Raw genomic sequence first — 21,035 nt, 5'->3', positions numbered from 1 at the left:
TGGACATGCCAAGCGGCAAGATCGACAACACGATGGCGGGCGCGGGGCCGGACGGCCGCGCCGCCGGGCGCGAGGGCGGTGCGCGCAGATGGGTACCGCTGTCGATGTATGGCCTGCTGCTGCTCGCGCTGGTGCTGGCACCCGTGGCAGGGGCGTACCCGGTGTTCGTGCTCAAGGTACTGTGCTTCGCGCTGTTTGCCTGCGCGTTCAACCTGCTGATCGGCTACACCGGGCTGCTCTCGTTCGGACATGCGGCTTTCTTCGGCGGTGCGGGCTACGTGGCAGGCCATGCGATGAAGGAGTGGGGCGTGACGCCGGAAGTCGGGCTGCTGCTGGGCACCGGCGCCGGTGCGGTGCTTGGCTATGTGGTCGGCGCCCTGGCCATCCGCCGCCAGGGCATCTATTTCTCGATGATCACGCTGGCGCTGGCGCAGATGCTGTTCTTCCTGTGCCTGCAGGCGCCGTTCACGGGCGGCGAGGACGGGCTGCAGGGCATCCCTCGCGGAGACCTGTTCGGCGTGGTGCCGCTGTCGGACGACATGACGCTGTACTACGTGGCGCTGGTCATCCTGGTCGCGGCCTTCGCGCTGATCGTGCGCACGGTGCATTCGCCGTTCGGGCAGATCCTGAAGGCGATCAAGGAAAACGAGCCGCGCGCGATCTCGCTGGGCTATGACACCGACCGCTTCAAGTTGACCGCCTTCGTGATCTCCGCCGCGCTGTCCGGCCTGGCAGGCTCGATCAAGGCGCTGGTGCTGGGTTTCGAGACGCTGACGGACGTGCACTGGTCGATGTCCGGCATGGTGATCCTGATGACGCTGGTCGGCGGGCTCGGCACGCTGTCCGGGCCGCTGGTCGGCGCCTTCGTGATCGTCGCGCTGGAAAACAAGCTGGGCGACATCGGCAGCTTCCTGGCCCGCACCACGGGCGTGGAGTGGTTCGGCTCGCTCGGCGAGTCGGTCAGCATGGTCACCGGCATCATCTTCGTGATCTGCGTGCTGACGTTCCGGCGCGGGATCATGGGCGAGTTGCAGGCGCTGTGGGAGAGGATGCGGCGCTGATTCGGGCGGGGAGTTGGCGGGGGAGAGGGCATGCGGCGCCAATGCCGAGCAGGCGCCGGGGGCGTGACCCCCAGCCCACATGCCCGCTTTTGGGGCTAGGGTTTTCCCAGCTTGTCCCTCGCGCACCGCTTCGTTACATTGGAGCCACGGTTTTCGCAGGTTAACTGGAGGCGGAAGCGAGGAGACGAGAGCGCGCACCCACGATGGACATTCCGTGAGGAAGCAGCGTAATAAAAGGAAGGGCGTTGACGGGAAACCCGCCAACGCCCTTTTTATTTGGCCTCGCCGCCATTGCAAGGGGTCGGCACGCCAGACCGGCTCTGCGTCTGGAATCCGCCACATTGCGATCGCTGCGCCCCGATGGCCGCATTGGCGGCATGCGACAATGCAGGCCTCCTTCTGGTGCACCATGCCTGCTCCCATCCCTCGGTTCCCTGCCGACCGGCTCTCTCCGGACGACGCCGGCGGCGTTGCCTCGCCTGACGGCTCCTTCTCGCCGCCTGGCGGGGACGCCTCCCGCCTCGCCCCCTCCCTCGCTTCCCCTGACCGCGCCATGACCGACGCCACTGTCAGCGTTCGCGCGGCCACCCGCGCCGACCGGGAAGCGCTGGCCGCCTGGCTGCAGGCGCGCCATCCCTTGCCGGCGATCGCCCGGCGCGGCCGCGACGAGGCGTTGTGCCGTCTGCTCGACCGTCCCGAGCTGGGCCTGTGCCTGCTCGCGCAGGCAGGAGGAGCGTGGTCGGCGTGCATGCCGGTGCATCTGCTGCCAAGGCTGGATCTGGGCGGCCTGGCCGTGCTGGCGGCGGAGTGGTGGAGCGGGAGCGTCGCGGAGCCCGCGTATCGGGCGCTGCTGCTTGCCGCCTGCCGCAACTGGCTGGCCGACTGGTGTCGCGCACATGGCGTGCGCCATCTGCTGCTGGCGCCGGCACTTGCTCCCGCCCCGGATGACGCCGATGCCGCCATGGTCCAGCCGCTGCCGGACGGCCTGTGGCACCGCGACCTGGCCCCCGCGGCGAAAGTGCTGCGCTGACCCGGCACACCGAGCGGCCCGGGCGCGGGCAAGTCCCTTCGCCCGAGACGGCCCCGCACCTGCCCTGTTTCACGATCCCTTACGCAATTGCCTGCCGATGTTCTCCTTCGATATTCCGCCGGAATTCGTCTTCCTGTTCGCCGCGGCCTTTCTGGCTGGCCTGATCGACGCCGTCGCTGGCGGCGGCGGGCTGATCCAGATTCCCGCGATCTTCTCCGCCTTGCCGAACCACGCACCGGCGACGCTGATCGGCACCACCAAGGTCGCCTCCTTCGCCGGCACCTCGACCGCGGCGCTGCGCTACGCCAGGCAGGTACGCATCTACTGGAGCGCAACCGGTCCGGCGGTGGTGACCGCCTTCCTCTGTTCGATGGCCGGCGCCTATGCGCTGACGCTGCTGCCCGCCGAGCCAATGCGCAAGGCGCTGCCCTTCGTGCTTGGCGTGCTGCTGGTCTACACGGTGGCGAAGAAGGACCTGGGCGTGGATCACGCGCCGGCGTTGTCCGGCGGCCGCGAGCGGCTGGCCGCGCTGCTGGGAGGCGGGGTGATCGGCTTCTATGACGGCATCTTCGGCCCGGGCACCGGCAGTTTCCTGATGATCCTGTTCGTGCGGGTATTCGGCTACGACTTCCTGCACGCGGCCGCCTCGACCAAGCTGGTCAATCTGGCGACGAACCTTGCGGCGCTGCTGCTGCTCGCATCGAAGGGCCACATCTGGTGGGAGCTGGGCCTGGTGATGGCGGTGGGCAATATCGGCGGCAGCCAGGTCGGCAGCAAGCTGGCGCTGCGGCATGGCAGCGCCTTCGTGCGCAAGGTGTTCATCTTCGTGGTCAGCGCGCTGATCCTGAAGACCGCCTGGGATGCCTTCGTCGGTTGAACGGCCGCTCGACTGTCCTGGGAGGGGCGGAGGATCGTGCGCTGTCCCACCCGGCCGTGTTGCGATGCGGGTTAATCCTGCCTTGGCGCCACAAGGCCCTGTGTTAGACTCGGTTCGCATTCCCGACCGCTCGGTCGGGGAATCAGGCGACAAGCCACGGCAATGGGTCACGGCAACATGCCGCGGCGACCAGCCGGTCCGGATACCGCAGCCATCCGCGCCGGGACAGCCGGCAACAGAATAACGAGAGGCAGCCGCGGCCTTCGTGCCGCGCGCGGACCTACCCGAGCGCTGCAGACGAAGGAGACAAGATGAATTTCAAGCGCGCCAGCCTGCTGGCCCTCGCCGCCGCCTCGCTGTTCGCCGGCATCGCCCACGCCCAGGTCAAGATCGGGGTCACGGTCTCGGCGACCGGGCCGGCCGCCTCGCTCGGCATCCCGGAGCGCAATACCTTCGGCCTGCTGCCCAAGGAGATCGGCGGCAAGAAGGTCGAGTACATCGTGCTCGACGACGCCTCCGACAGCACCACCGCGGTCAAGAACACCCGCAAGCTGATCACCGAGGACAAGGTCGACGCAATCGTCGGCTCCACCGTCACGCCCAATTCGCTGGCGATGGTCGACGTGGTCGCCGAGAGCAGCACGCCGATGATCAGCATGGCCGCGTCCGCCCGCATCATCGAGCCGATGGATGCCAAGCGCGCCTGGGTCTTCAAGACCCCGCAGAACGATTCGCTGATGGCCGAGGCGATCGCCGAGCATATGAGCCGCAACAAGGTGAAGACCGTGGCCTTCATCGGCTTCGCCGACGCCTATGGCGAGAGCTGGGCGCAGGAGTTCACCAAGGTCGCCGGGCCGCGCCAGATCAAGATGGTCGCGCAGGAGCGCTTCGCCCGCACCGATACCTCGGTAACCGGCCAGGTGCTGAAGATCATGGCGAGCAATGCCGACGCCGTGCTGATCGCCGGCTCCGGCACGCCGTCCGCGCTGCCCGCCAAGGCACTGAAGGAGCGCGGTTTCAAGGGCAAGGTCTACCAGACCCACGGCATCGCCAACCCCGACTTCCTGCGGGTCTGCGGCAAGGATTGCGAAGGCACGCTGCTGCCGGCCGGTCCGCTGCTGGTGGCCGAGCAGCTGCCCGACAGCAACCCGGTCAAGAAGCCGGCGATGGCGTACAAGACCGCCTACGAGAAGACGTTCGGCGGCCAGGTCTCGACCTTCGGCGGCCATGCGTGGGACGCCGGCCTGTTGCTGGAGCGCGCCATCCCCGAGGCGCTGAAGAAGGCGCAGCCCGGCACGCCGGAATTCCGCAAGGCACTGCGCGACGCGCTGGAGCAGACCAGGGAGCTGCCGGTGTCGCACGGCATCGTCACGATGTCGCCGACCGACCACCTCGGCATGGACAACCGCGCGCGCGTGATGGTGCAGATCGCCGACGGCAAGTGGAAGCTGCTGGGGCAATAAGGACGAGGGAAGACTGCAGTCCGGGAAGGGCCGAGGCGATCCGTCGCCCGATTCGCCCGGTCCTCGCAGCCCAGATCCGGGCGCATGCAGGCCATGCGCCTTTTTTGTTTTCGGACCGGGCACTAGGGTTCGCGCGGATTTCCGCTATGCGTAAGGTGTTTACTATTTCGTAATCTACCGACCCTCCTACGGCCGGCGGACGAGAACGGTCAGCCGCGTGCCGGCCCCAATTCCTACACCTCGGGCAGACAATGGACCTTTCGATTGCCGCCATCCTCGCGCAGGACGGCATCACCTCCGGCGCGATCTACGCCTTGCTGGCACTGGCCCTGGTGCTGGTGTTTTCGGTCACGCGGGTGATCTTCATTCCCCAGGGGGAGTTCGTCGCCTTTGGCGCGCTGACGCTGGCCGTGATGCAGGCCGGCCACGCGCCGAAGACCTCCTGGCTGCTGCTGGCCATGGGTGTGCTCACCTTTCTCTACGATGCGGCCGCCGTGCTGCGCAACGCGGAGCTGCGCCGCGACGCCGCCCGCCGCCTTGCCGTGCTCGCCGGCAAGTACCTGGCGTTTCCGCTGGCGGTGCATCTGCTGGCGCAGAACTATGGCGCGCAGGCGATGCCGATGCTGGCCCAGATCGCGCTGACGCTGCTGATCGTGGTGCCGATGGGTCCGATGCTGTACCGGATCGCCTACCAGCCGCTGGCCGAGGCCAGCACGCTGGTGCTGCTGATCGTTTCCGTCGGCGTGCACTTCGCGCTGGTCGGCCTCGGGCTGGTGATGTTCGGCGCCGAAGGCTCGCGCACCACGCCGTTCTCCGACGCGCGCTTCGAAGTCGGCGCGCTGTCGATCTCGGGACAGAGCCTGTGGGTCGTCGCGGTGTCCGCGCTGCTGATCGGCGCGCTGTACTTCTACTTCGACCGTACCCTGACCGGCAAGGCACTGCGCGCCACCGCGGTCAATCGGCTGGGCGCGCGCCTGGTCGGCATCGGCACCACGCAGGCGGGCCGGCTCTCGTTCACGCTGGCCGCGGCAATGGGGGCGCTGTGCGGCGTGCTGATCGCGCCGCTGACCACGGTCTACTACGAATCCGGTTTCCTGATCGGCCTGAAGGGCTTCGTCGGCGCGATCGTCGGCGGACTTGTCAGCTATCCGGTCGCCGCCGCGGGCGCGCTGCTGGTCGGGTTGCTCGAGTCATACTCGTCGTTCTGGGCGAGCGCCTTCAAGGAGGTGATCGTGTTCACGCTGATCATTCCGGTGCTGCTCTGGCGTTCGCTGACCAGCAAACATGTGGAAGACGAAGAATGATGCAACCCGACGCCACCACCACTACCAGCCGCCCCGCGGCCGTGCGCCCGCAAGGGGTGCTGAACCGCAACCGCGTGCTGATGCTCGTCTTCGTCGCCGTGCTGGCCCTGCTGCCGGTGCTGCCCACGCCCGAGTTCTGGATCACGCTGGGCAACTACATCGGCCTCTACAGCATCGTCGCCATTGGCCTGGTGCTGCTGACCGGCGTGGGCGGGATGACGTCGTTCGGGCAGGCGGCCTTCGTTGGCCTCGGCGCCTACAGTACCGCGTTCCTGACCACGCAGTATGGACTGTCGCCCTGGTTCGGCCTGCTGGTCGGCCTGGTCATCACGATGGCGTCCGCCTATGTGATCGGCCTGATCACGATGCGGATGTCCGGCCACTATCTGCCGCTGGCGACCATCGCCTGGGGGCTGTCGCTGTTCTTCCTGTTCGGCAATCTCGAGTTCCTCGGCAAATATGACGGCCTGAACGGTATCCCGGTGCTGTCTCTGCTGGGCATCGAACTGCAGTCGGGCCGCTCGATGTTCTACCTGATCTGGTGCGTGGTGCTGCTGGCCGTGATTGCCATGCACAACCTGCTGGATTCCCGCCCGGGCCGCGCCATCCGCGCACTGAAGGGCGGCGGCGTGATGGCCGAGGCAATGGGCGTCAATACCGCGTGGATGAAAGTGGTGGTGTTCGTGGTCGCGGCGATCCTCGCCTGCATCTCCGGCTTCCTGTACGCGCACCTGCAGCGCGCGGTGAACCCCACTCCGTTCGGGCTGAACTACGGCATCGAATATCTGTTCATGGCAGTGGTCGGCGGCGTCGGCCACGTCTGGGGCGCGGTGCTCGGCGCGGGCATCCTGACCATCCTCAAGGACACGCTGCAGGGCGTGCTGCCCAAGCTGCTGGGCGCCAGCGGCAACTTCGAAATCATCGTCTTCGGCGTGCTGCTGGTGGTGCTGCTCCAATACGCGCGCGATGGCATCTGGCCCTGGCTGCGGCGCCTGGTACCGAGCGGTCCGCCGGTACGGGCACCCGAGGACGCGGCGCCGCTGCCGGTACGGCGCAAGCCGCAGGCGGGCGAGCGCATCCTGGACGTGCGTGCCGCCCGCAAGGAGTTCGGCGGGCTGGTCGCGGTCAACGATGTGGACTTCCACGTCGATGCGGGCGAGATCGTGGGGCTGATCGGGCCGAACGGGGCTGGCAAGTCGACCACCTTCAATCTGGTTACCGGTGTGCTGCCGCTGACGCGGGGCGAAATCCGCTATCGCGGCGAGGTGATCTCCAACCTGCCATCGCGCGAGATCGTCAAGCGCGGCATCGGCCGGACCTTCCAGCACGTGCATCTGCTGCCCACCATGACCGTGCTGGAGAACGTCGCCATCGGCGCCCACCTGCGCGGCGACTACCGGCCGCAAGGCGGTGTCTCGGCGGCGATCCTGCGCATGAATCGCGGCGAGGAAGCCAAGCTGCTGTTCGAGGCCCGGCGTCAGCTGGAGCGGGTCGGTCTGGCCGACTGCATGTATATGGAGGCGGGCAGCCTCGCGCTGGGCCAGCAGCGCATCCTGGAAATCGCCCGTGCCTTGTGCTGCGATCCGGCGCTGCTGTTGCTGGACGAGCCGGCCGCCGGCCTGCGCTACAAGGAAAAGCAGGCACTGGCCGACCTGCTGCGCAAGCTGCGGGCGGAGGGCATGAGCGTGCTGCTGGTCGAGCACGACATGGACTTCGTGATGAACCTGACCGACCGGCTGGTGGTGATGGAGTTCGGCACCCGCATTGCCGAAGGCGTGCCCGAAGACGTGCAGAAGAATCCGGCGGTGCTCGAGGCCTACCTCGGCGGCGTGGAATAAGAACCCCAGGAACCGAACATGAGCGTCATTCTCGAAGTCCGCGATCTGCATGTGCGCTATGGCAAGGTGGAAGCCGTGCACGGCGCCAGCCTGAGCGTCGAGGCGGGCCGCATCGTCACGGTGATCGGCCCGAACGGCGCCGGCAAGTCGACGATGCTCAATGCGCTGATGGGCGCGCTGCCGGTCAACGGCTCGGCGAGCGGCCTGGTGTCCTACCTCGGGCACGATCTCGCCGGCATCCCGGTCGAGGGCCGCGTGGCGCGCGGCATGTGCCTGGTGCCAGAAAAGCGGGAGCTGTTCGCGTCGATGTCGGTGGAAGACAACCTGCGGCTGGGCGCGTTCCGGCGCAAGAAGGCCGGCGAGAAGAACTTCCTGGACCAGATGGACGTGGTGCTGGAGCTGTTCCCGCGTCTGCGCGAGCGAGCGCGCCAGGAGGCGGGTACGCTGTCCGGCGGCGAGCGGCAGATGCTCGCGGTGGGGCGGGCGCTGATGGCCAAGCCCGCGCTGCTGATGCTGGACGAGCCGAGCCTCGGACTGGCGCCCCTGATCGTCAAGGAAATCTTCCACATCATCAACAACCTGCGCCAGACCGGCGTGGCGACGCTGCTGATCGAACAGAACGCCCGCGCCGCCTTGCAGGTGGCCGACTACGGCTACGTGATCGAAACCGGCGAGATCGCGATGGCGGGACCCGCGCAGCAGCTGGCGGCCGATCCTCGCGTCATCGAGACCTATCTGGGCCTGTCGCGCAAGGCGGCATAAACGGCGGCGGTTGGCATTTGCGGGACGAAGAGCGGCGCGATCTGGAGCGCCGCCGCTATTCGTCTCGTTTATCGATGGCGGTTTCGCGAACCCGGACCACGTCCGGATCCTGCGCCGCCGTTTCCAGCAGCCACGCGCGGAACCGGCTGAGCGCCGGATGATGCTGCCGCTCGCGCGGCGTACAGAGAAAGTACCCGCGCGTCAGCCGGATGGGCAGATCGAACGGCGCGGCCACTCGCCCCGCCTCGATCTCGTCGCGCACCAGGCAACGTTGTAGCACGGCAATGCCCATATCCGCCTTCACCGCCTGCACCAGGATCGATACCTGATCGAAGCCACGGGCCAGCACCGGTTTCACATGGGGCACGCCCGCCGCTTCAAACCAGTGCTGCCAATTGGCCGGCGCATTGTTGTGATACAGCAGTGGCTCCGACAGCAGATCCGCCGGCGACAGCCAGGCGCCGACCTCCCGGCGTGCCCGCGCCCGCTCCGGGTGGCATACCGGCACCATCTCGTTCCCGATCACGTAGTCCGCGTGCAGATTCGGCCAGCTGGTGGCAGAGCCGGCGAGCAGCGCCGCATCCGGCGCCGCGCCGGAAAAGTCCTCGTCGCGCCGGTAGGGCACGAAGTCGATGCGGATATCCGGGTGCTTCCTGTGAAAGTCGGGTAGCCGGGGTACCAGCCACACACTGGCCAGCGTCGGCACCGCGGACAAGGTCAGGTGATGCTGGCGGTCGCCGGCCAGCAGGGCGGCACTGGCGGTTTCGATTGCCGCCAGCGGTTCGAGCACCGCCTCGAGCAGCGTCCTTCCCGCCGCCGTCAGCACCAGCCCATGCGCATTACGCCGCACCAGCGGCTGGCCGAAATGCGCTTCCAGCCGGGCGATGGCGCGGCTGATCGCACCCTGCGTCACGCATAGCTGTTCGGCGGCGCGCGTGAAGCTGCCGAGGCGGGCAGCCGCCGCGAACGCGTGCAGTTCGGACATCGAAGGGGAGTGCAGCCGCATGCTGGTCGAGGATGACGTTAAGTCATGCAAAAGTGCAATATAGTCGTTTGTCATCGCCCGGTAAACGGCTGACACTCTGGACGCATGCCGCATCTGGCTGCCTCGGCCGGGGTACCCCAGCGGGTCCTCCGCCGAGCTGCGCAGCCCTGCGGCGCACCTACACAACAACCAAGGAGAAAGATCCGTGTCCCGAGCCATTTCCACTCGTCGCCGTCTGCTGCTGTCCTGCGCCGCTGCCGCCACCGTGCTGCCCGCCGGTGCCGTCTTTGCCGACAACTATCCGTCGCGCCCGCTGCGACTGGTGGTGCCGTTTGCTGCCGGCGGTTCGACCGACCTGTCGGCCCGTCTGATCGCCGAGTACGCCGGCCGTGAACTGGGCCAGACCATCGTGGTGGAGAACAAGGGTGGCGCGGGTGGCTCGCTGGGCATGGGTGAAGTGGCGCGCGCCAAGCCGGACGGCTACACCATCGGCATGGCCACCGTCAGCACCCACGGCTCCAACCCGGCGGTGTACCCGAAGCTGAGCTACGACCCCATCAAGGACTTTGCGCCGATCAGCAACGTGGTCGCCATTCCCAGCGTCTTCGCGGTGCATCCGAGCGTGCCGGCCAAGACCATGAAGGAATTCATCGCGCTGGCCAAGGCCAATCCGGGCAAGTACAGCTTCGCCTCGCCGGGCACCGGCTCGCTGGGCCACGTGAATATCGAGAACTTCATGTCGCTGGCTGGCATCGAGCTGCTGCATGTGCCGTACAAGGGCGCGGGTGTCGCGCTGAACGATGCGGTCGCGGGCCAGGTCAACGCCATCACTGACAACCTGTCGTCGACGCTGCCGCACGTCAAGGGTGGCCGCCTGCGCGCGCTGGCGGTGCTGGGCGCCAAGCGCTCGCCGCAGCTGCCTGACGTGCCAACCTATGCCGAACTCGGCTTCAAGGACATGGGCGAGGGCGGCTGGTTCGGTATCGTCGCGCCGGCGGGTACGCCCCCGGCAGTGGTGGACCGACTGAACAAGGCGGTGCACAAGGCGATCCAGAATCCGGACTTCCAGAAGAAGATCGCCGAATCGGGAGGCACCCCGGTTCCGACCACACCGGACGAGTTCAAGGCGCAGATCGAGCAGGCCATGGCCCGGTATTCGCGCGTCGCCAAGACCGCCAAGATCAGCCTGGACTGAACCATGCCGAACGCCTTCGAACCTTTTGTCCTGCGCCTTCCGGAAGGCGAGGCGCTGCCGCTGGTCTGCGATTCGCCGCATAGCGGCACGCATTACCCGGCGGACTTCCATGCGGCGGCGCCGGCCACCCGGCTGCGCGAAGGCGAGGATACGCATGTGGAGGCGCTGTGGGAGGCGGTACCGGCGGTGGGCGGCACGCTGGTGGCCGCCAACTTCCCCCGCGTCTATATCGATCCGAACCGGATGCTGGACGATCTGGATCCGGACCTGCTGGACGGTCAATGGCCCGAGCCGCTGGCGCCGGGCGAGAAGACGCGGCTGGGCTTCGGCCTGATATGGCGCAATATCGACGCCGCTACGCCAATCTACGACCGCAAGCTGTCCATCGCCGAAGTTCGTAACCGGATCGATACCTACTATCGTCCCTACCATGCGGCGCTGGCGAAGGCGGTCGAAGACAGCCACTGGCGCTTCGGCGCGGTGTGGCATCTGAATCTGCATTCGATGCCGAACAACGCGTACGAGCGTCTGAAGAAGGTCAGTCCGCACCCGCTCGCCGATTTCGTGCTGGGCGACCGGGATGGCACCACCTGCGATCCCGAGTTCGTCCACCTGATCGAGAGCGGTCTGCGCGATATGGGCTACAGCGTGGCGCGCAACGACCCCTACAAGGGCGTGCAGCTGATCGCCCAGATCGGCCGCCCGGCCGAGGCTCGGCACAGCTTGCAGATCGAGATCCGTCGGCCGCTGTATATGGATGAGCGGACACGGGAGCGCAACAGTGGCTTTGCTACCGTCCAGCGCGATATGGGGCGGCTGCTGCAGAAGGTGCGCGACTATCTGCGGAACCAGGTAGCGGCCTGAGTCGCTGCCGGGTTCTACCTGGGGGAGAAGGGGCCGGTTCAAGACCGGCCCTTTTTTTGTTTCACGTGAAACAGGACTTGGGGGGAAGGCCAGGCAGAAGTGGCGACCACAATGGGTAAGCGAATTCTTGTTTCACGTGAAACAACATTTGCGGGTGGCATCCCCCAAGCCAGGGAACGATAACCGGTATAATCCGGTCTTCCCCTGTTTGCCCTCATCTGCCTCCCGGAGGAGGTAACCCCCATGCTTTACCCGAAAGAATTCGATGTCATCGTCGTCGGCGGTGGCCATGCCGGCACGGAAGCCGCGCTTGCCGCCGCCCGGATGGGATGTCAGACGCTTCTGCTGACCCATAGCATCGAAACGCTGGGGCAGATGAGCTGCAATCCTTCGATCGGCGGGATCGGCAAGGGCCATCTCGTCAAGGAAGTCGATGCCCTCGGCGGCGCCATGGCGGCTGCTACGGACGAGGCCGGCATCCAGTTCCGGATCCTGAACTCGAGCAAGGGTCCCGCCGTGCGGGCGACACGCGCCCAGGCCGACCGAGTGCTCTACCGCAAGGCCATCCGCACCCGCCTGGAGAACCAGCCTAACCTGATGCTGTTCCAGCAGGCCGTGGACGACCTGATGGTCGAAGGTGACCGGGTGGTTGGTGCGGTGACCCAGGTCGGCATCCGCTTCCGCGCGCGGGCCGTCGTGCTGACGGCCGGCACATTCCTCGACGGAAAGATCCATGTCGGTCTGGACAACTACACAGGTGGGCGAGCGGGCGACCCCGCCGCGGTCACCTTGTCCTCGCGGCTCAAGGAACTGAAGCTGCCGCAGGGCCGTCTGAAGACCGGCACGCCGCCGCGCATAGACGGGCGCACCATCGACTTTTCGGCGATGGAAGAGCAGCCCGGCGATCTGGATCCGGTGCCGGTGTTCTCCTTCCTTGGTCGTCCCGAGCAGCATCCCCAGCAGCTGCCGTGCTGGATTACCCATACCAACAGCCGTACCCACGACATCATCCGAGGCGGTCTCGATCGCTCGCCGATGTACACGGGGGTGATCGAAGGGGTAGGGCCGCGCTACTGTCCCAGCATCGAGGACAAGATCCATCGCTTTGCCAGCAAGGAAAGCCACCAGATTTTCCTGGAGCCAGAGGGGCTGACGACCAACGAGTTCTACCCGAACGGCATCTCGACGAGCTTGCCCTTCGATGTGCAGCTGAACCTGGTGCATTCGATTCGAGGCCTGGAGAACGCCCATATCCTGCGGCCGGGCTACGCCATCGAGTACGACTACTTCGATCCGCGCGCGCTGAAGTCGTCGCTGGAGAGCAAGGCCATCGGCGGGCTGTTTTTCGCCGGCCAGATCAACGGCACCACCGGATACGAGGAAGCCGCGGCCCAGGGGTTGCTGGCCGGTATCAACGCGGGACTGTATGCACAGGAACGCGACGCGTGGGCGCCGCGCCGGGACCAGGCGTACCTTGGCGTGCTGGTCGACGACCTGATTACCCGCGGCGTGACCGAGCCGTACCGCATGTTCACGAGCCGCGCCGAGTTCCGGCTGAGCCTGCGCGAGGACAATGCGGACATGCGACTGACGGAAGTGGGTCGGGAGCTGGGTGTAGTCGACGACGCCCGCTGGGAAGCGTTCAACCGCAAGCGGGACGCTGTTTCACGTGAAACAGAACGGCTGCGCAGCACCTGGGTCAACCCGTCCCTGTTGCCGCCGGAAGATGCCGTGCCCCTGCTGGGCAAAGCGATCGAGCGCGAGTACAGCCTGGCCGATCTGCTGCGCCGACCGGGCGTCGGCTACGAGGATCTGGTGGCAGTGCAGGGCGGGCGCTATGCGCCCGAGACGGCGCTCGCGGACGATCCCCTGCAGGCCGGGCAGATCCGCGAGCAGATCGAGATCGGCATCAAGTACCACGGCTATATCGCTCGCCAGGCTGCCGAGGTCGGCAAGCTGGAAGCAAACGAATCGACCCGGTTGCCGGAAGACCTGGATTACACGGAAGTCCGTGGCCTGGGTTTCGAAGTCAGCCAGAAGCTGAACCAGCATCGCCCGCAGACGCTGGGCCAGGCATCGCGTATCTCGGGGGTGACCCCGGCGGCGATCTCGCTGCTGCTGGTACACCTGAAGAAGAAGGGGCTGGGCCGGGCCAAGGCCGGTAACGGGCTGGAGGCTGCCTGAGTGGCCGGGTACCGACAACAAGCGGTCGATGAGGCAGGCCAGCGTCGGCGCCTGGAAGCCGGACTGGAAGCGCTGGGATTGAACCTGGCCGCCGCCCAGGTCGAGACGCTGCTCGCCTATCTCGGCTTGCTGCGCAAATGGAATGCCACCTATAACCTGACGGCGATCCGCAATCCCGACGAGATGTTGAGCCACCATCTGCTCGACTCGCTGGCCGCCGTGCCGGTGCTCGCGCAGAACGCGCGGGATGGGCGCGTGGCCGAAGGGGCAAGGGCCCGGGTGCTGGACGTCGGCTCGGGCGGCGGCATGCCAGGCCTGCCGCTGGCTATTGCCGAGCCCTCGCTCAGCGTGCTGATGGTGGACATCGTGCAGAAAAAGACCGCCTTTCTGACGCAATGCAGGGCGCAGTTGCGGCTGACCAACGCGGCCGCGCACTGGGGGCCGGTGGAGAAGCTGGAGGATGCATGCGGCTATGCCGTGATCACCTCGCGCGCCTTCGCCGAACTCGGCGACTTTATCCGGCTGTCCGGCCATCTGCTGGCACCCGGTGGCCGCCTGGTGGCGATGAAGGGAGTGTACCCGCACGCCGAGCTGGAGCGCATGGCGCAGGCTGGACTGGAGGACCAGTGGGAACTGGAGGCCGTACCCAGGATCACCGTGCCCGGACTGGACGCCGAGCGACACCTCGTGGTGCTGAAGCGGCGCGATGGTCCCTGACGCAGCAAGGCATCGAAGACAGGGCAGGGGAGCAGGGCTGGCCGGCGGAAACCGGCAGTCGAACGACAGCGAGGAGCGGCGGAGAGAATGGCAAAGGTATTCGTGATCGCAAACCAGAAGGGCGGGGTAGGGAAGACCACCACGACGGTGAACCTCGCCGCCGGGCTGGCCGCGCAGGGCCAGCGCGTGCTGCTGGTCGATCTCGATCCGCAAGGCAACGCCTCGATGGGTTCCGGTATCGACAAGCAGTCGCTGGAACATAGCGTCTATCAGGTGCTGGTCGGATTCTCGACGGTGGCGCAGGCGCGCCAGCGTTCGGAGTCAGGCCGCTATGACGTGTTGCCCGCGAACCGCGAGCTGGCGGGGGCGGAAGTGGAACTGGTCGAAATCGACCAGCGCGAACGGCGCCTGCGCAACGCGCTGGCGGAAGTGGCCAGCGAGTACGATTTCGTGCTGATCGATTGCCCGCCGTCGCTGTCGTTGTTGACGCTGAACGGGCTGTGCGCGGCGCACGGTGTGATCGTGCCGATGCAGTGCGAGTACTTCGCGCTGGAAGGCCTGTCGGATCTGGTCAACACCATCAAGCAGGTGCATGCCAACCTGAACCGCGACCTGAAGGTGATCGGCCTGCTCCGTGTGATGTTTGATCCACGTGTAACGCTGCAACAGCAGGTGTCGGCCCAGTTGGAGGCGCATTTCGGCGACAAGGTGTTCAAGACGCTGATCCCGCGCAACGTGCGGCTGGCCGAGGCCCCGTCGTACGGCATGCCGGGCGTCACCTTCGACCCCGCATCGAAGGGCGCCAAGGCCTACCTCGATTTCGGTGCCGAAATGATTGCCCGGGTGCGCAGCCTGGGCGAACTGAGCTGAGCCCTCCGGCCGTCAAGGAGCAAGGAAACCGCATGAGCACTGCCAAGATTCCCGCTGCGGCCAAGAGCGCCGTCAAGAAAAAGGGCCTCGGACGCGGCCTGGAAGCCCTGCTGGGCGGCCCCGCCGAGATCGTCGAGGCGGCCCGCCAGGAGGGCGCGCCCACGGTCCTGTCACTGGACCAGCTGCAGCCGGGCAAATACCAGCCGCGCTCCCGAATGGACGAAGGCGCGCTGCAGGAGCTGGCCGCCAGCATCCGTGCGCAGGGGCTGATGCAGCCGATCCTGGTGCGGCGCGTGGCCGAGCCGGACCGCTACGAGATCATCGCGGGGGAGCGCCGCTTCCGCGCCTCGCGCCTGGCCGGGCTCGACAAGGTGCCCGTGCTGATCAAGGAGGTCGCGGACGAGTCTGCCGCCGCGATGGCGCTGATCGAGAACATCCAGCGCGAGGATCTGAACCCGCTGGAAGAGGCGCAGGGCATCCAGCGCCTGATCCGCGAATTCAGCTTCACCCACGAGCAGGCGGCCGAAGCGGTGGGGCGTTCGCGCAGCGCCGTATCGAATCTGCTGCGGCTGCTCAATCTCGCCCAGCCGGTCCAGACCATGCTGATGGCCGGCGACCTCGACATGGGCCATGCCCGCGCGCTGCTCGCGGTGGACGGCGCGCATCAAATCACCCTTGCCAATCAGATCGTCAACAAGCGGCTGTCGGTTCGGGAAACCGAGAAGCTGGTGGCTGCCACGCTCAAGCCCGAGGACGGCAAGGCGCTGAAGCAGAAGCCCGGCGGCGGCTCGCGCGATGTGGCGCGTCTGGAGGAAGAACTGTCGGACGCGCTCGGCATGCCGGTGCAGATTCGGCAGGGCGCGCGCGGCAAGGGGCAGCTGACCATCCAGTTCGCCAGCAACGACGCGCTGGACGAGGTGTTGAACCGCTTGCGCGTGCGCGCCGACGGCAAGCAGGCCGCCTAGACCTCGAGCTGCACGGCGCGGGGTTTTCTCGCACCGCTCCTCATGACCTGGCAGGTCATTGTCGTCCCGCGCCTTTCCCGCCACCCTATGGATGTGTGAGCGCGATGCAGCGTGTCAGCGCCGCATCGCCGTGCAAGGCATCTGTAAGGCAGATTGACTCGCAAAGAGCATTCCCCGTAAAATCGTGCGGTTTGAAATCAGGGCGGGAAACCATGTTGCCAGCCCGGTTTACAGGAAGCGAGGCAGGGTGGCAGTGACCCAAGGCGGAAGCAATCACCCGGGCGAGCAAAGGTCCAGCGGAACGGGCCGCAGCGAGCGACGTAGCGACTGGCAGGACGACTGGCAGGACGAGGAGCGGGCCGACGACTTTCCGGCCGCCGAACCGATCACGCGCGAGCAGGCGGTATCGATGTTCGGGGAGCGCGCCCTGCGGCCGTCAACGATGACGCCGGGGCGCGTGGTGCTGATCCAGGTTGTGGTGACGCTGCTGTCCGCGGCAGCCTGGGCGGTGTTCGGGCCGGAGGCCGGGCCGTACGGCTGGTCTGCCTGGTTCGGCGGCATGGTGTGCTTCGTGCCGAGCGCCTTCTTCGCGTTGCGACTGTGGATGGCGCGGGAACGCACCTCCGTCGGCGGCCTGGTGGTTGGCGAGGCGATCAAGGTGTTCGCCACCGTCGCGCTGTTCGTGCTGGTGGTGGTGCTGTACCGGGATCTGCGCTGGGTGCCGATGCTGGTCACGTTCCTGCTTGCACTGAAGACGTATTGGGTCGCGCTGGCGCTTCGCTAGCGGCCCGAAGGGAAGGCGGCGCTGCACAACGGCTGTGCGCGCGCGGCCCAGGGCGGTATCCCAGGTTTCATTCTGGTGCGTCACACGGTGACGGCGCCGGAGTAACACGGTAATAACGAGCTTGCGCTGCGGTGACCGGCCTTTCGGCCGAAGGCGGCGCAAGAAACATACCGAGCGCCCCATGGCGAGGGCGACGGTAACAAAGGTTTCGCAATATACGGTTCGAATCGACATGGCAACTGCTCAGGGCGCCGAGAACGCGCTTACCCCTTCCGGCTATATCGCCGAACATCTGCAAAACCTGAATTCCGTCGGCGGCAAGCAGGCCTCCGTCGTCGATTTCAGCGTGATGAACTACGACACGGTGTTCTGGTCGGTGCTGTGCGGCGCGCTGGTCGTGCTGTTCCTGTACATGGCCGCCCGTCGTGTCACCCCCGGCGTGCCGGGCCGCTTCCAGGCCTTCGTCGAAATGGTCGTCGAGATGGTCGACGACCAGGCCAAGGGCATCATCCACGGCGACCGCTCGTGGATCGCTCCGCTGGCGCTGATGGTGTTCTGCTGGATTACCTTGATGAACGCCATCGACCTGATCCCGGTTGACTGGGTTCACGGCGTGAACCTGCTGCTGGGCGTGTTCGGCGTGCATCTGCCCCACCACAAGGCGGTGGCGACCACCGACCTGAACGGCACCTTCGGCATGTCGTTCGCCGTGCTGATCCTGATGATCTACTACAGCCTGAAGATCAAGGGTGCAGGCGGCTTCGCCCACGAACTGCTGTCCGCGCCGTTCGGCGCCAAGTGGTACCTGGCCCCGTTCAACCTGGTGCTGAACATCATCGAATTCCTGGCCAAGGCCGTGTCGCTCGGCATGCGACTTTTCGGCAACATGTACGCCGGCGAGCTGGTGTTCCTGCTGATCGCGCTGCTGGGCTCGATGTGGACCTTCGGCGCCGATCTGTCGGCCCTGGGTTTCGTCGGCCACGTGCTCGCAGGCGCCGCCTGGGCCATCTTCCACATCCTGGTCGTGCTGCTGCAGGCATTCATTTTCATGATGCTGACCCTGGTGTACCTGGGCCAGGCGCACGACGCGCACTGATTTCCGGTTTAGTTTCTCGTTTTTTGGTTTTTTGGTTTCAAGTCTCTCTCAATCTAAGGAGTCGTCATGCAAGAGTTTCTCGCCAACATCCAGGGTCTGACCGCCATCGGTATCGGCATCATCATCGGCCTGGGCGCTATCGGTGCCTGCCTGGGCATCGCCCTGATGGGTGGCAAGTACATTGAAGCGTGCGCTCGTCAGCCCGAGCTGATGAACCCGCTGCAAACCAAGATGTTCCTGCTGGCTGGTCTGATCGACGCAGCATTCCTGATCGGTGTCGGTGTCGCCATGCTGTTCGCGTTCGCCAACCCGCTGCTGGCCGTCATCCAGTAAATCTTTTCGGTCTGCATGATGCTGACGGGCGGCGCAGGCCACTAGCCTGGCCGCCTTTGCGCATTTATCCGTAGTTTTATTACCGAAAGGAACACACCATGAATCTGAACGCAACGTTTTTTGCGCAGATGGTCGTGTTCTTCATCCTGTGGTGGGTTGTTGCCAAATTCATTTGGCCGCCGCTGGTGAAGGCGCTCGACGAACGCGCAAGGAAAATCGCTGACGGACTGGCGGCAGCCGAAAAGGGCAAGGCCGAGCTCGAACTGGCCAACAAGCGCGTCGAATCCGCGCTGGCCGAGGCCCGCACGGAAGGCGCCCAACGCGTCGCCGACGCGGAGAAGCGTGCCCAGCTGGTCGCCGACGAAATCAAGCAGAACGCCCAGGCAGAGGCCGCGCGCATCATCGCGCAGGCCAAGGCCGACGCGGATCAGCAGATCACTCGGGCGCGCGAAGAACTGCGCGACCAGGTTGCCGTGCTGGCCGTCAAGGGCGCAGAACAGATTCTGAAGCGCGAAGTGAACGCGCAGGTCCATGCCGACCTGCTCAATCAACTGAAGGCTGAGCTCTGACATGGCAGAAACCGCAACCATTGCCCGTCCCTACGCTGAGGCGCTGTTCCGCGTCGCCAGCGAATCGAGCGCCGGCAACCTGGGTGCATGGTCCGAACTGGTGTCGGAGATGGGACTGGTCGCGGCTGCGCCCGAGATGCAAGCCCTCGCTGACGACCCGAACGTGTCCGGCGACAAGCTGGTCGAGCTTTTCCTGTCCGTGCTGAAGTCGCCGGTCAGCGAGGAAGCTCGCCGCTTCGTGCAGCTGCTGGTCGACAACGATCGTCTGACCGTGCTGCCCGAGATCGCCGAGCAGTTCCACGCGCTGAAGAACCAGCGCGAAGGTTCGGCCGACGTCCAGATCACCAGTGCGTTCCCGATCGAGGACGCCTCGCTCAAGGACCTGCTGGCCTCTCTCGAACGCAAGTTCGGCCGCAAGCTGGTTCCGACCGTGGCGGTGGACCCGTCGCTGATCGGCGGCGTGCGTGTCCAGGTCGGTGACGAAGTGCTCGACACCTCGGTGCGCGCCCGTCTGGCCGCGATGCAAGCCGCGCTGACCGCTTAACGGCGCGCCAGCGACGGATTGAAGAATTAGGAGCATTGAGATGCAACTGAACCCCTCAGAAATCAGCGAGCTGATCAAGTCCCGCATCTCGGGTCTTGGCGCCGAAGCTGAAGTGCGCAACACCGGCACGGTGATTTCCGTGACCGACGGCATCTGCCGCGTGCACGGCCTGTCCGGCGTGATGCAGGGCGAGATGCTGGAATTTCCCGGCAATACCTTCGGTCTGGCACTGAACCTCGAGCGCGACTCCGTCGGCGCCGTGGTGCTGGGCGACTACGAGCACATCTCGGAAGGCGACCAGGTCAAGTGCACCGGCCGCATTCTGGAAGTGCCGGTCGGCAAGGAACTGCTGGGCCGCGTGGTCAACACGCTGGGCCAGCCGATCGACGGCAAGGGTCCGATCAACGCCAAGCTGACCGACGTGATCGAGAAGGTCGCGCCGGGCGTGATCGCCCGCCAGTCCGTCAGCCAGCCGCTGCAGACCGGCCTGAAGTCGATCGACGCGATGGTGCCGATCGGCCGTGGCCAGCGTGAGCTGATCATCGGCGACCGCCAGACCGGCAAGACCGCCGTGGCCGTCGACGCGATCATCAACCAGAAGGGCAAGGGCGTATTCTGCGTCTACGTGGCAATCGGCCAAAAGGCTTCGACGATCGCCAACGTGGTGCGCAAGCTGGAAGAAACCGGCGCGCTGGAATACACCATCGTCGTCGCTGCCGCCGCATCGGACTCGGCCGCCATGCAGTACCTGGCCGCCTACGCTGGCTGCACGATGGGCGAGTACTTCCGCGATCGCGGTGAAGACGCGCTGATCGTCTACGACGACCTGACCAAGCAGGCATGGGCATACCGTCAGGTGTCGCTGCTGCTGCGCCGCCCGCCGGGCCGTGAAGCTTACCCGGGCGACGTGTTCTACCTGCACTCGCGCCTGCTCGAGCGTGCCGCTCGCGTCAACGCCGACTACGTCGAGAAGTTCACCAACGGCGAAGTCAAGGGCCGCACCGGTTCGCTGACCGCGCTGCCGATGATCGAAACGCAGGCGGGCGACGTTTCCGCGTTCGTGCCGACCAACGTGATCTCGATTACCGACGGCCAGATCTTCCTGGAAACCGACCTGTTCAACGCCGGTATCCGTCCCGCGATCAACGCCGGTATCTCGGTGTCGCGCGTCGGTGGTGCCGCCCAGACCAAGGTCGTCAAGAAGCTGTCCGGCGGTATCCGTACCGACCTGGCGCAGTACCGTGAACTGGCCGCGTTCGCGCAGTTCGCCTCCGACCTGGACGACGCGACCCGTCGCCAGCTGGAGCGCGGCCGCCGCGTGACCGAGCTGCTGAAGCAGCCGCAGTACCAGCCGCTGCAAGTGTGGCAGCTGGCCGCGTCGCTGTACGCCGCCAACAACGGCTACCTCGACAACGTGGACGTGAAGGACATCCTGCCGTTTGAGAAGGGCCTGCACGACCATCTGCGCACCAAGTTCGCCGACCTCGTCAACCGCATCGAAGATACCAAGGATCTGTCGAAGGACGACGAAGCCGCGCTGCGCGCAGCGATCGAGGATTTCAAGAAGTCCGCCGCGTTCTAACCGCGTCGTTCC

At 66.2% G+C, this 21,035-nt stretch carries 20 protein-coding genes; 19 read left to right on the top strand and 1 reads right to left on the bottom strand.

Annotated features, from left to right (window positions below; all coding sequences use genetic code 11):
- Nucleotides 1-104 precede the first annotated feature (104 nt).
- The 7 genes from K6V06_RS11755 (at nt 105) to K6V06_RS11725 (ending at nt 8,335) form a co-directional block, all read left to right on the top strand.
- Nucleotides 105-1,061, top strand: a complete 957-nt coding sequence (locus K6V06_RS11755) for a branched-chain amino acid ABC transporter permease (protein ID WP_222243790.1) — start codon at nt 105-107, stop codon at nt 1,059-1,061.
- Between the two features lie 553 nt (nt 1,062-1,614).
- A complete protein-coding gene (locus K6V06_RS11750) occupies nt 1,615-2,091 on the top strand; it encodes a hypothetical protein (RefSeq protein WP_222243608.1) in 477 nt (158 codons plus the stop codon).
- Between the two features lie 97 nt (nt 2,092-2,188).
- Entirely contained in the window at nt 2,189-2,968 is a 780-nt protein-coding gene (locus tag K6V06_RS11745) for a TSUP family transporter (RefSeq protein WP_222243606.1), read from the top strand.
- 311 nt (nt 2,969-3,279) lie between these two features.
- Nucleotides 3,280-4,431, top strand: a complete 1,152-nt coding sequence (locus K6V06_RS11740) for an ABC transporter substrate-binding protein (RefSeq protein WP_222243604.1) — start codon at nt 3,280-3,282, stop codon at nt 4,429-4,431.
- Nucleotides 4,432-4,682: 251 nt separating this feature from the next.
- The gene (locus K6V06_RS11735; protein ID WP_222243602.1) at nt 4,683-5,735 is read left to right on the top strand and encodes a branched-chain amino acid ABC transporter permease; all 1,053 of its coding nucleotides are present in this window, start codon (nt 4,683-4,685) and stop codon (nt 5,733-5,735) included.
- Nucleotides 5,735-7,573: an ATP-binding cassette domain-containing protein gene (locus K6V06_RS11730; protein WP_222243788.1), complete on the top strand. Its 1,839-nt coding sequence runs from the start codon at nt 5,735-5,737 to the stop codon at nt 7,571-7,573. Before K6V06_RS11735 ends, K6V06_RS11730 begins: the two co-directional genes overlap by 1 nt.
- Before the next feature lie 18 nt (nt 7,574-7,591).
- Complete coding sequence (locus K6V06_RS11725; protein ID WP_222243600.1) at nt 7,592-8,335, top strand: ABC transporter ATP-binding protein; 744 nt, start codon at nt 7,592-7,594, stop codon at nt 8,333-8,335.
- A gap of 55 nt (nt 8,336-8,390) precedes the next feature.
- Here K6V06_RS11725 and K6V06_RS11720 read toward each other — a convergent pair whose 3' ends face one another.
- Nucleotides 8,391-9,341 (bottom strand): LysR substrate-binding domain-containing protein, encoded by a 951-nt coding sequence (locus K6V06_RS11720; RefSeq protein WP_222243598.1) that lies wholly within the window; start codon nt 9,339-9,341, stop codon nt 8,391-8,393.
- 184 nt (nt 9,342-9,525) lie between these two features.
- On the opposite strand from K6V06_RS11720, the gene K6V06_RS11715 reads away from it, so the two are divergent.
- From K6V06_RS11715 to atpA, 12 genes are all read left to right on the top strand, one after another.
- Complete coding sequence (locus K6V06_RS11715; protein WP_222243596.1) at nt 9,526-10,515, top strand: tripartite tricarboxylate transporter substrate binding protein BugE; 990 nt, start codon at nt 9,526-9,528, stop codon at nt 10,513-10,515.
- A gap of 3 nt (nt 10,516-10,518) precedes the next feature.
- On the top strand, nt 10,519-11,379 hold the full coding sequence (locus tag K6V06_RS11710) for an N-formylglutamate amidohydrolase (RefSeq protein ID WP_222243595.1): 861 nt from the start codon (nt 10,519-10,521) through the stop codon (nt 11,377-11,379).
- A 243-nt stretch (nt 11,380-11,622) separates the two neighbouring features.
- Nucleotides 11,623-13,563 carry a tRNA uridine-5-carboxymethylaminomethyl(34) synthesis enzyme MnmG gene (gene mnmG / locus K6V06_RS11705; RefSeq protein WP_222243594.1) on the top strand — a complete coding sequence of 647 codons (1,941 nt, stop codon included), beginning with the start codon at nt 11,623-11,625 and terminating at the stop codon, nt 13,561-13,563.
- Nucleotides 13,564-14,280, top strand: a complete 717-nt coding sequence (gene rsmG, locus K6V06_RS11700; RefSeq protein ID WP_222243593.1) for a 16S rRNA (guanine(527)-N(7))-methyltransferase RsmG — start codon at nt 13,564-13,566, stop codon at nt 14,278-14,280.
- Between the two features lie 87 nt (nt 14,281-14,367).
- The gene (locus tag K6V06_RS11695; protein ID WP_222243591.1) at nt 14,368-15,150 is read left to right on the top strand and encodes a ParA family protein; all 783 of its coding nucleotides are present in this window, start codon (nt 14,368-14,370) and stop codon (nt 15,148-15,150) included.
- A gap of 32 nt (nt 15,151-15,182) precedes the next feature.
- The gene (locus K6V06_RS11690; RefSeq protein ID WP_222243589.1) at nt 15,183-16,115 is read left to right on the top strand and encodes a ParB/RepB/Spo0J family partition protein; all 933 of its coding nucleotides are present in this window, start codon (nt 15,183-15,185) and stop codon (nt 16,113-16,115) included.
- Nucleotides 16,116-16,362: 247 nt separating this feature from the next.
- Nucleotides 16,363-16,899 (top strand): ATP synthase subunit I, encoded by a 537-nt coding sequence (locus tag K6V06_RS11685; protein WP_370637453.1) that lies wholly within the window; start codon nt 16,363-16,365, stop codon nt 16,897-16,899.
- Nucleotides 16,900-17,131: 232 nt separating this feature from the next.
- Nucleotides 17,132-17,995: a F0F1 ATP synthase subunit A gene (gene atpB, locus K6V06_RS11680; protein ID WP_222243587.1), complete on the top strand. Its 864-nt coding sequence runs from the start codon at nt 17,132-17,134 to the stop codon at nt 17,993-17,995.
- Nucleotides 17,996-18,061: 66 nt separating this feature from the next.
- A complete protein-coding gene (gene atpE, locus K6V06_RS11675; protein WP_006579745.1) occupies nt 18,062-18,328 on the top strand; it encodes a F0F1 ATP synthase subunit C in 267 nt (88 codons plus the stop codon).
- 98 nt (nt 18,329-18,426) lie between these two features.
- A complete protein-coding gene (locus K6V06_RS11670; protein ID WP_222243584.1) occupies nt 18,427-18,897 on the top strand; it encodes a F0F1 ATP synthase subunit B in 471 nt (156 codons plus the stop codon).
- A gap of 1 nt (nt 18,898) precedes the next feature.
- Nucleotides 18,899-19,441, top strand: coding sequence for a F0F1 ATP synthase subunit delta (locus K6V06_RS11665; protein ID WP_222243582.1), 543 nt, complete (start codon nt 18,899-18,901; stop codon nt 19,439-19,441).
- Nucleotides 19,442-19,481: 40 nt separating this feature from the next.
- Entirely contained in the window at nt 19,482-21,023 is a 1,542-nt protein-coding gene (gene atpA / locus K6V06_RS11660; RefSeq protein ID WP_222243581.1) for a F0F1 ATP synthase subunit alpha, read from the top strand.
- Nucleotides 21,024-21,035: the final 12 nt, after the last annotated feature.

The sequence above is a fragment of the Cupriavidus sp. AU9028 genome (genome assembly GCF_019795295.1).
Lineage (GTDB): Bacteria > Pseudomonadota > Gammaproteobacteria > Burkholderiales > Burkholderiaceae > Cupriavidus.
Note: the sequence above shows the minus strand (reverse complement) of the source record. Positions and strands in the feature narration are given on the sequence as shown.